This window comes from Flavobacteriales bacterium (genome assembly GCA_025210805.1).
Lineage (GTDB): Bacteria > Bacteroidota > Bacteroidia > Flavobacteriales > CAJXXR01 > JAOAQX01.
In genome coordinates, this window is sequence record JAOAQX010000034.1 from 168,084 (window position 1) to 178,735 (window position 10,652).

Genomic DNA, 10,652 nt, shown 5'->3' on the forward strand with positions numbered 1-10,652 from the left:
TTTGTTGAAGCATAACATTCTTAGCGTTTTGATAGTGTTTTCATTTGGATAAATCAACGATTTACTTGAACTTTGCTGAAAGGTAATTCGTGTGTTCTCAAAATTTAATAAATATCTATACATCAACTTTTAAGTCACAAGAAAAAATAGGAATTCATAAATTACAAATCACTTTATATACTCTTTTATAAGTGTTATTATATCATTTTACATATCAGAGTATTCTAAAAATTTTATTATGGACATAATGAAGCAAAATTTTTTGTTGGCATCAAAAGCTTATAGCGAAAGTATACCTCTTAGATTACTTATTAAAAATTCTATTCCAATCATTGGTGAATATATTGATGCACTTACTGTAGAACCTTGGAGCAAATATAAATCTCAACGTATCGATATTTTTATCTCTTGTGTTGAAGAGGAATTTAAATTAATTGAGAAACAATATATAAATAAGAAGTATATTAATTCAATAGAATTCTTAGAGTTATTTTCGGAGTTACTTGATAGAAGTAAATCGTCAAAAGATGATGAGTTTATTAAAATCTATGCACGTGTTCTAAAGTCAAATTTAGATACGAGGGTCGACTTAACATTTGAGCCCGAAGATTATATTGAAATTATTAGACACCTTACTATTAGGGATATCAGAATCATCAAAATTATCAGGAATATTAGAACAAAAATTAATGAAACAAAAATTCAAGACCCAAGTACTTACGATTTTATAAATGTAAAACATTTCGAAAAGGAAAACATTCACTTTAAGCCGAATGAAATAAAATTTTCTTTAGCGAAACTTACAAGATTAGGTTTATTAGATTCTTATACTGCAAATTCATTTGGAATGACTAATGCATCAGATTACAGAGAAAATGACGTTTTCAATGAATTTTGCAGTTACTTACTGACATTTGATATAGAGTAATATTAACGAAGTGGATTAAAGTAATCTTCTTTTCATGAAAAATTTCCAATTCTGGATTCTGGAAATCCAAAGACTCATTATAAATTATCGAATCTCAAATCTCATAATCAACAAATATCTTATCTTTGATTAAAAATTTACAACCATGTTGAAACCTGCAATTTTAAAAGCATTAAACGAACAAATACGATACGAAGCGGAGTCTTCTCAATTATATCTTTCTATGGCAATTTGGGCTGAAAGCCAAGGCTTAGAAGGAACTGCCAATTTTTTCTACGCACATTCGGACGAAGAAAGAATGCACATGCTGAAATTTGTGAAATATATTAACGAAAGAGGTGGAAAAGCGATTATCACCGCACTTGATAAACCACAATCTGAATTTAACAACCTACATGAAGTATGCGAAACGCTCTTGTCTCACGAAATAAAAGTTACCGAGTTAATTAACGAATTAGTGGCTATTTGCCTTGATAACAGAGACTACAACACCCATAATTTCCTTCATTGGTTTGTAACAGAGCAATTAGAAGAAGAAGCTCTTGCAAGAACTATTCTTGATAAACTGAACTTGATTGGTGAAGACAAAGGAGGATTGTATTTGTTTGATAGAGATATCGAAAAAATTACCGTTACTTCTTCTGCTCAAAATACAGGTGAATAAATCTATCCAAAAGAAAGAAATATGTATATCGACAAAAATAGATTAGCAGAACTGCATGATTTTATTGATATTGCATTTGCTGAAGATGTAAAGGAAGGCGATCATTCCTCATTGGCTTGTATTCCACTTGATGCTGAGGGAAACATGAAGTTATTGGTTAAAGAAGAAGGGATTCTTGCAGGAATAGAACTTGCTGAAATTATTTTCAAAAAAACAGATCCTAATGCTGAAATCAAGGTACTCATCAAAGATGGAACACCTGTAAAATATGGTGATATTGCTTTTACAATAAAAGGAAATAGAATCAAACTATTACAAGCAGAACGCCTTGTTCTTAATTGTATGCAAAGGATGAGTGCTATTGCTACAAAAACACAAAGTTTTGCAAAGTTGATTGAAGATTTACCTACAAAAATCCTCGATACTAGAAAAACGACTCCTGGAATTAGACTTCTAGAAAAATGGGCTGTAAAAATTGGAGGTGGAGAAAATCATCGTTTTGGATTGTATGATTTAATCATGCTCAAGGATAATCATATTGATTTTGCTGGTGGAATTGCCAAAGCCATTGATAAAACACACCAATATCTTAGCGAAAATGATCTTGATTTAAAAATCGAAATTGAAGTAAGAGACCTCAAAGAACTTGATGAAGTGCTTTCTCATGGTAAAGTAAACCGAATTATGTTAGATAATTTTAGTTTTGCAGACACCCGTGAAGCCGTAAAACGTATCGATGGGAAGTTTGAAACAGAATCTTCTGGAGGAATTAACGAAAAAACCTTGAGAGAATACGCACTTTGTGGTGTTGATTATGTTTCTATGGGAGCTTTAACGCATTCCGTTTATAATCTAGACCTTAGTCTAAAAGTGATAGAATAAAAAAGATTTGAAAAGAAAGTTTTTAAAAACATTTTATAGACTCATTTCCTTCACTAAAATATTGGTTATACCAGGTTTTAGAGGTAAAAGTGTTTATGATGTAGCTATTTTTTTTATTGAAAGCCTAGTAAAAGGAAGCATAACTACGCGTGCTTCCTCTATTGCTTTTAATCTTTTTTTGGCACTTTTCCCGGGAATTATTTTCTTGTTTACCCTCATTCCTTTTATTCCAATAGATGGGTTTCAGCATGAACTTTTTTTCTTGCTTCAAAAAATATTTCCTCCCACCACCTTTGATGCAGCACAAACTACCATTAACGATATTGTAAATAATAAACAAGGAGGTCTACTATCCATTGGTTTTATAATGGCGCTTTATTTCTCTACCAATGGAGTTAATTCACTTATAGAATCCTTTAATGCCAATATTCATATTGAGGAATCTAGATCGATCATTGCTCAAAGATGGGTTTCTCTTGTTCTCACAATATTGATAGTCTTTATTCTCATAGTTGCTATTCTAATCATTATTTTCACACAAGGTGTTATTGACTTTTTTATAGAAAAGAATTTGTTTAACCAAAATATGGCGGATGTGTTCCTTAATGCTCGATGGTTAATTTTGATGATCGTAATTTATTTTTCCATATCCATTCTTTATTATCTAGGGCCCACAAAATCTGACAAACTTAGCTTGTTTTCGCCAGGAAGTGTTGTAGCTACGTTTTTTATCATTCTCACTTCTCTTGGATTTAGTTATTATGTAGATAATTTTTCTCAATACAATAAACTCTATGGCTCTATCGGGACACTCATTATCATTCTGCTTTGGCTCTATTTTAATTCCATTATTTTCATTGTAGGATTCGAACTTAACACCAGTATTTTACAAGCTGTAAAGAAAAATCCTTTATCGCTAAAAAGAAAAAAAAAGGAAATTCAATAATCCTAAAGCATGAAAAATATTTTTAGAGATTTTATAGAAAAATATCATCCAATTAGTCCAGAAGATTGGGCAATTATTGAGCCTTTTCTAATCGAAAAATCTTTTACAACAAACGAAATAATCACCCAACAAGGCGATACTGAAAAATGTTTGTATTTTCTTCAAGAAGGTGTCGTACGGCTCTTTGTGGAACTCCCAGATAGAGATAGCACTTTTGATTTTGCTTTTAGTAATGAAATCACAAGTTCCTATACTTCTTTTCTACTACAAAACCCAAGCGAATGTTCTATTGAGTGTTTGGTAGATTGTAAAACACTCACCATTAAGTATGATGATTTACAAGAAATCTATCAGCAAACAAAAATTGGTAATCTTATAGGAAGAATTGTTTCCGAAGAACTCTTTATCCATAAGTCCAAACGAGAAAATGACTTCTTGACTCTTTCGGCTGAAGAACGCTATAATCAAATCTTCAAAGAACACCCAAAACTCATTTTGGAAATTCCCCAAAAATACCTCGCTTCTTATATCGGTATTACTCCTCAAGCTTTGAGTAGGATAAGACGTAGACAGGTTGATTAACAAACTGATTTATATAATCCTCCTATTCTCTCTGTTAATTACAACTTACTTACTATCTTCATTCAATTTAGAATTGTTTTTTTGTATGTTCAGGTTATGCCAATGAGTAAATTTTGCAAGAAAAGCATGAGTAAGAGCATCATCTTTTGATTTTTTTTCCCAAAAAATCAGCAATTTTTCCCAAATTTCACAAAAACAAACAGCTAAACCTTGCCTATATTTATATTCGTAACCATTGTTGTTTTATCAAAGCATTGACAGTGAAAACTCATTATTTTCACCACAATACCTAAGTTCGTTTAAATTGTTCTAAAAAAAAATCACATTATGCATTACAAATTACTACTTAGATTATTATGTCTGATGATTTCTCAAGTATACTCTCAAGTGGGAATTGAAACCAGAAACATCCATAGAACATTGGATATCAATAAACCATGTAGGATTTTCAGTAAAATGAAACTAACAGGACAAAGCAACAATCCAATTCTAAAACTTATATAAGCCTTATTGTAAACTAAATGCATCAATAGAATTGTTCAAATAGGGAAAAATAGTATTTAGCACTCAAATTATCACTTCGTTACCCTGTCAGGCTCTTGGGTAATTCAAGCAGATTTTGAGAATAGTTAACTTCTTAACAACATGAATGGAAACTGGTCTTCAGGACTCACAATTCTAAATCTAGGAATAACTGCTTCTTTCAAAGCTTAAGTGAAAGGAAGTAATATCGGAACCGCACATTCTATTTCATAAGCCAGTGAAAATGTAATTTTATTGAGTGGACTCAATAGTTTAAGCTCAATAGTGTTTTATAAATTCTTAAACAGAAATCGTTTAGAAATAAAAAGAATATAAAGCATGGAATCTAAACACAAAAACAGTGAAGGGAAAATCATAAAATCATTGACACCTTCAATCTTCAAAAAACTAAATACCAAAACAACAGCAGATTACACATGAAAACTAACATTATCAACTTGTTTAAATTATTGTTAATAAATAATTCAAAAACAATCATACAATCACAATAATTTAATTTTTATATATTAACTTTGTTATAAAATCGCACAAATGAAGCTACTTACTGGCAATTTATTTAAGGGAAAAATAGATCTTCTATCCATCATATTTTTAATTAATATTCCTTTGCTTTTTGCCAACAATTCTGACTTTGAAACTTGTTATGCTTTCTCTAAACTAGATCATTCCTTTCTAAGTGAAGAAGACCATTATCTAATGAATATACCTTATACAGATAGTATTGATGGTCAAATAGCGAATATTCAAGAGGCAATCTATAAGTGTGATTCATCTGATTACAAAAGGAAATTTCATTTGTATTTTATACTAAGTGCTTATTTAGATCAAACAAAAAGGAATAATCAATTATCGATTGATTACGAAAAGATTATATATTCAAACAAAAATCAACCATGTATTCATACAAACTATATGATAGACCGTATAGTACAAAAATATCGAGCTAATAATAGACATAAAAAACTCCTTGAAATACTGCATAAATTTAATGACATTGATATTCCAAATAATTATATAGACGAACAGCTCGGAAATATCTATTTTCATCTTGGAAAATATGAACTAGCAATCATTCACTGGCAGTATATAATAAAATACGGCACAAGAGGCAAAGTATCCAAAAGTAGCTTTCACAATAATATTGCTTTAGCTTACAGAGAATTATCAAATTTTCAACTTGCTAAAAAACATTTTTCCCAATCACTAAATTTATTAAATGAGGTAGAGAAAGAATCGAAGAAAGAAAGAAGTAAATATTTTTATTATTTTAAAAATATTGTAAAGAATAATCTATTATCCATTTCCAAAAACAAGAAGAACATTAAATTAGAAATGTTCAAAAATTATCAAAAAGCTTTAAAGAATGGACTTGAAACTAAGAAACAGAGTATCGGCATTCTAAGTTATACCTCTATTTCAAGCTTAGCATTTGAGCTAGGTAAATTTGAAGAGGCTCAAAAATATTTAAGAATTGTCGATGAAGAATCTTCAAATAAGAATCTTCCTAAATCTACAGAAAGAGAAATCAAAAAAATAGAATTTTTAAATAATTTATATAAAGCAACTAACGATACTTCTTTAATTAATCAGTATTTATCGATTACCAGAGAGAATTCTAATGAATTTATCAAAAAAATTAATCTTTTGAGGTCTACAGAAAAAATAGATGTAGAATGGAGTCTTAAAACTTTATCTGAAAAAGAGGAGTTACTTTTACGAGAAGAAAAAATCAAAAAGAAACTACAACTATTCAATACTTTATTAATTATACTAGGAAGTGGGCTTGTCTTTGCCTTGATTTGGCAAGAGCTGTTAAGACAAAAAATACGTCAAAAAAACTTACAAATAAAACAAGCTTTAGAAACCTCTCAAATACTTCTCAAAGAAGTGAATCATAGGGTGAAAAACAATTTAGAAATCATTTCCTCAATTGCTTATCTAGAGTATATTAAAGAAGGGGTTTTTGATTTTTATAGCTTTGAAAATAAAATCAATGCATTATCATTAATTCATCAATTACTCTATACTTCAGACAATATTTCATCAATAGATTTAAAACAATACTATACTAAACTTTTGGAGAATTTTAAAGATTCGTTAATTATTAATTTGGAGTATAAACTCAATACTCCAGAGAAATTCAATATACCCATTGAAACAGGAATCATCTTAGGGATATTACTCAATGAATTAATTACCAACTCTTCCAAATACTGCAATCCAAAAGAAGAAGAGTCTATAACTGTAAAAATAGATTTTTATCAACAAAATAAGGTGTGGATTTTTGAGTATCAAGATAACGGAACAAAGTTCGACCAAAGCAACAGCAAATCAGACCAATTCGGAAGCCAGCTAATGATGCTATTGGTTAAAAAGCTTAAAGCAGAGCAAAGTACAAGTTTTGAAAACGGATACACAACTAAAATTATTTTTAAACAACTGATAATCGCATGACGAATTCAATTTTAATAGTAGAGGATGATCCATTCATCTCAATTAGCTTAGAGGGACTTTTGAAAAATAATCATTACCATGTGGTAGATAGCATTGATAATGCAGAAGACGCTTATAATTTTTGCAAAAATGAGCAAGTAGATCTAATCTTATTGGATATAAGGTTAAGTGGTGAAAAAACGGGACTTTGGTTAGAGAAGGAGTTAAAAAAAATATACTATTCTGCCAAGATTATTTTTCTAACGGCATTTAATGACCAAGAAACGATTGACGGAATACTTAATTCTGAAGCCGATATCTATCTAACAAAACCTATTAATAGAAAATCACTTATTTCTAATATTCAGCTCGTATTAAAGCAAAAAACAGAAAAATCTATTTACACTATAGCTGAAGGAAAGAAAAAACACCAACTCGATATCAGATCTGTTCTTTTTATCAAAAGTGATGGTAATTACTTAATTATTCATCAGCAGAACGGAAATAAAATTACGCTTAGAAAAAAGCTAAAAGAAATTCAAAAAGAAATCACTTGTACTCAACTTATAAGAGTTCATCAAAGTTTTTTGGTAAACAAAAATTTTGTAACCACAATTTCCAGCACTCATATTTTTGTAGAGCAAAATAAAATTCCTATTTCAAAACCTTATCGAGGGAAAGTTAGAACTTTTTTTAGACATGAATAGGATTATACTCATGAATTATACAATTCAGACATTCCAAGATTTTGACGACATCATAAGAGCTTTAAAGAAATAAATTTGGACCGATGGTGAGACTTCATTAACAGTTCAAAAATGACATTAGGAACAGTAATCAAAATGAAAAAAATCTCCATTTTTCAGTTAAGAAAAATGGAGATGACTATCTTTAGTTTCTAATTATTTTAACTAAAAAATGGTTTTATATAGCACTTGTAAACATATAGAATCTGTATGTTTTGTTTTATACTCACATTCATGTGCTAGTAATATTTTATATTGGTAGCATAGTCTTATTCTCTATAATCCTCATTATCCGTTCCATTATTAGCATCTGGTAAAACAATGATTCCAGAGTTGTTAACTGCTTTTCCATTTGCATCTTGATACGCTGAATTTGGAGTCGCATCAGCATTATCATGTAATCCATCATTATCTAAATCAGAATTGGTAAATGTAAAACCTGACTCTTGTTGATCAATAAGTCCATCATTATCAGAATCGGCATCTAAGAAATCAAAAAGATTATCCCCATCCGTATCAGCAGGATTTGTTAATCCATTATTTCCATAAGCTTGGAGTTTTCCTTGGGCATCTGTCTGTGTACCTGGGGCAATATAATTAGAAGAAGTTTGAAACTCCACATTATCAGGTATTCCATCATTGTCAGAATCAAGATCCATACTGTTCTCAAGACCATCACCATCAATATCTTTGGCTTCTAGTTCTAATGCAAAAGCATCAATAAAATTTCCGAAAGATGGATGGGAACTAATATAGGCTTGAAACTCAAATCTTACCGTAGTAATTCCCGCAGGAACATGATATGATCCTGAATATACTTGCCATGCTGAAGAATGGGTATAAACGGTATCAACGGCAATGAGATTTCCTATTGGTCCTATTTTGATAATCATAGCATCTGTTCGTGCTGCACCAGTGATGTCTTCTACCCGACCTTTATGAGCAATGGACCAATTCACGGTATAATTCTCAACGACTGAAACATCTTGGTACAAAGACGCATTTTCATCGGCATTTAATTCTGCAAAATAGCTTCCTTCGTAAGGCTGTGTGTTTGCAAAACCAGCTACTGCCAATTCTATTTTTCCCTGAGTGTTTGTTGTTGACCAATAAGGTACATTTGCATGGTTCACATGAGTCCAACCAGGCGACGCATTAGGAAAACTGGCTCCATTGGCAAGAATTTCAAAACCTGGATTTGAGGGGAGACTTACCGTTACGTTATCATTGGAATTTAAAATACCATCTCCATCGATGTCTTGATCTATATCATTTGGAATTCCGTCGTTATCTAAATCAATAAAAATACATCCATCATATTTTAATGCCTCCCAATCACTTCCATTATAAAAAGAAATTGCCCCCTCACTGGTACAACAATCATTACAATAAACTACTAGACCTTCCGCAGGGTTCTGAATTGCAATAAGCTCCGTAAAACTTAATCTAGGAGGTAAAAAGCCCTTATTTGTTGAGCTTAAATCTAATATTGAGGAGCCATCAGGAGTGGTTGTACCTATTCCAACTTGGCTATATATCACTTGTGCATTTAATAACATTACACAAGAAAGAAATACTTTGTTAATCATTTTTTTGTTTTTTTGTTTCTTTGTTTCTTTGTTTCTTTGTTTTTTTGTTTTGACTCCTTAATCAAATAGAAGTCAAGAAATAGAGCTTTAATTCTATACTATATAGCCCCAATCCAGCTTTATAAAAATCTTTTTTTCCACTTGGAAATGGTATTTCTACTTATATTAAACTCCAATGCTACACTCAGATTTGAAAGATTATTTTCTTTCTGATACGCCAAAATGTGTTTTATATAATCTTCACTATAGCTTTTTAAACGCTGTGTCCTTTGGTTATTAGATTCAGGTGAGATTATTTTTTTAATCATACCATTAAGTTGAATCATCTTTCTATAAGTTATCTCTTCTGATGGTTCTCTAGAAATCATGTTTAAAAGCTGGTTTCTCTGTTCTGTGGGAATTTTAATAGAATCGTCTTTTAGAAAATCTAGATAAAGTGTTTTGTAGTTGACACAATTCATAATACAGTATTTTTTATTTTTCTTTTCCAGCGATACAAAGTTGTTTTTGGTATCTTATACTTTTCCATAATTTCTTTAGGACTTAGTTCTCCAGAGACCCATTTATGAAGTATCCAATCAATGATTTCTGGACTATAAAGGTTTTTTCTAAAAACATACGAACTTTCTTCATCGCGTTCTCCGTTTTTTGATTTAGGCATTTTCGCTGTAGAAGCCGAGGGTTTATACAACTGCAAATGAGTATGATACAACATAAAGAAATTATACTCTAATAACTTACACCACTTTAAAACTATATCGGTTTCTAAAGCCTCACTCTCAAACATCTCATAAATTGTTATTTTATCGCATTTGAACAATTCACATGCTCGACCTAAATCAAATTCTTGGAGCTCAGTAACTTTTTTTATATGTGTTCCTAAATGTATTTCTTTGAAGTTTTTGATCATTTTTAGATAAAATTGAACAAAAGAGAAAAAGTAAATTGATGCGTTTTTAACTCTGTAAATAAAACAAATGATTTATCATAGTTTTACCATTAATAACTTACCTTTTCTCTTGATGTAATTTACTGTCAATATGATTTTTCATTGCTTAAACACGTCTAAAAAATCTATACAGCAATATTATATACATACAACTAAAGTAACCCTTAACAAATGTGCTTTTGGTAAAATTTTCCACTTTTTTGTGGAAAATGGAATAATCAAAAAATATTACTCGGAATAAAACCGAAATTAACCCAGGTTCATCAATTCAATAAATGACCGTTTCTATATTTGTCTCGAATTAAAAACAAAAACAATATGGAAACTAAAAACAACAACATCAAAACTGAAGAAGTTAAAACAGAAAGAATTCAACGACTTCAAAAAAAC

Annotated in this window: 11 protein-coding genes; 8 read left to right on the plus strand and 3 right to left on the minus strand. The window is 30.4% G+C overall.

What is annotated here, in order from left to right:
- Positions 1–238 precede the first annotated feature (238 nt).
- The 8 genes from N4A45_13760 to N4A45_13795 all read left to right on the plus strand — a co-directional run bounded on the left by N4A45_13760 (position 239) and on the right by N4A45_13795 (position 7,685).
- A complete protein-coding gene (locus N4A45_13760) occupies positions 239–928 on the plus strand; it encodes a hypothetical protein (protein MCT4666284.1) in 690 nt (229 codons plus the stop codon).
- 145 nt (positions 929–1,073) lie between these two features.
- Positions 1,074–1,592, plus strand: coding sequence for a ferritin (locus N4A45_13765; GenBank protein ID MCT4666285.1), 519 nt, complete (start codon positions 1,074–1,076; stop codon positions 1,590–1,592).
- Positions 1,593–1,613: 21 nt separating this feature from the next.
- Positions 1,614–2,474: a carboxylating nicotinate-nucleotide diphosphorylase gene (nadC, locus tag N4A45_13770; protein ID MCT4666286.1), complete on the plus strand. Its 861-nt coding sequence runs from the start codon at positions 1,614–1,616 to the stop codon at positions 2,472–2,474.
- Positions 2,475–2,481: 7 nt separating this feature from the next.
- On the plus strand, positions 2,482–3,420 hold the full coding sequence (locus N4A45_13775) for a YihY/virulence factor BrkB family protein (GenBank protein ID MCT4666287.1): 939 nt from the start codon (positions 2,482–2,484) through the stop codon (positions 3,418–3,420).
- 9 nt (positions 3,421–3,429) lie between these two features.
- A complete protein-coding gene (locus N4A45_13780; protein MCT4666288.1) occupies positions 3,430–4,002 on the plus strand; it encodes a Crp/Fnr family transcriptional regulator in 573 nt (190 codons plus the stop codon).
- 327 nt (positions 4,003–4,329) lie between these two features.
- Positions 4,330–4,506 carry a hypothetical protein gene (locus N4A45_13785; GenBank protein ID MCT4666289.1) on the plus strand — a complete coding sequence of 59 codons (177 nt, stop codon included), beginning with the start codon at positions 4,330–4,332 and terminating at the stop codon, positions 4,504–4,506.
- Between the two features lie 570 nt (positions 4,507–5,076).
- On the plus strand, positions 5,077–6,999 hold the full coding sequence (locus N4A45_13790) for a hypothetical protein (protein ID MCT4666290.1): 1,923 nt from the start codon (positions 5,077–5,079) through the stop codon (positions 6,997–6,999).
- Positions 6,996–7,685, plus strand: a complete 690-nt coding sequence (locus N4A45_13795) for a response regulator transcription factor (GenBank protein ID MCT4666291.1) — start codon at positions 6,996–6,998, stop codon at positions 7,683–7,685. Before N4A45_13790 ends, N4A45_13795 begins: the two co-directional genes overlap by 4 nt.
- Before the next feature lie 308 nt (positions 7,686–7,993).
- On the opposite strand, the gene N4A45_13800 is transcribed toward N4A45_13795, so the two are convergent.
- From N4A45_13800 to N4A45_13810, 3 genes are all read right to left on the minus strand, one after another.
- Positions 7,994–9,313 (minus strand): MSCRAMM family adhesin SdrC, encoded by a 1,320-nt coding sequence (locus N4A45_13800; protein ID MCT4666292.1) that lies wholly within the window; start codon positions 9,311–9,313, stop codon positions 7,994–7,996.
- A 119-nt stretch (positions 9,314–9,432) separates the two neighbouring features.
- The gene (locus N4A45_13805; protein MCT4666293.1) at positions 9,433–9,774 is read right to left on the minus strand and encodes a hypothetical protein; all 342 of its coding nucleotides are present in this window, start codon (positions 9,772–9,774) and stop codon (positions 9,433–9,435) included.
- Entirely contained in the window at positions 9,771–10,223 is a 453-nt protein-coding gene (locus tag N4A45_13810) for a transposase (GenBank protein MCT4666294.1), read from the minus strand. The genes N4A45_13805 and N4A45_13810 overlap by 4 nt, the downstream gene beginning before the upstream one ends.
- Positions 10,224–10,652 lie beyond the last annotated feature (429 nt).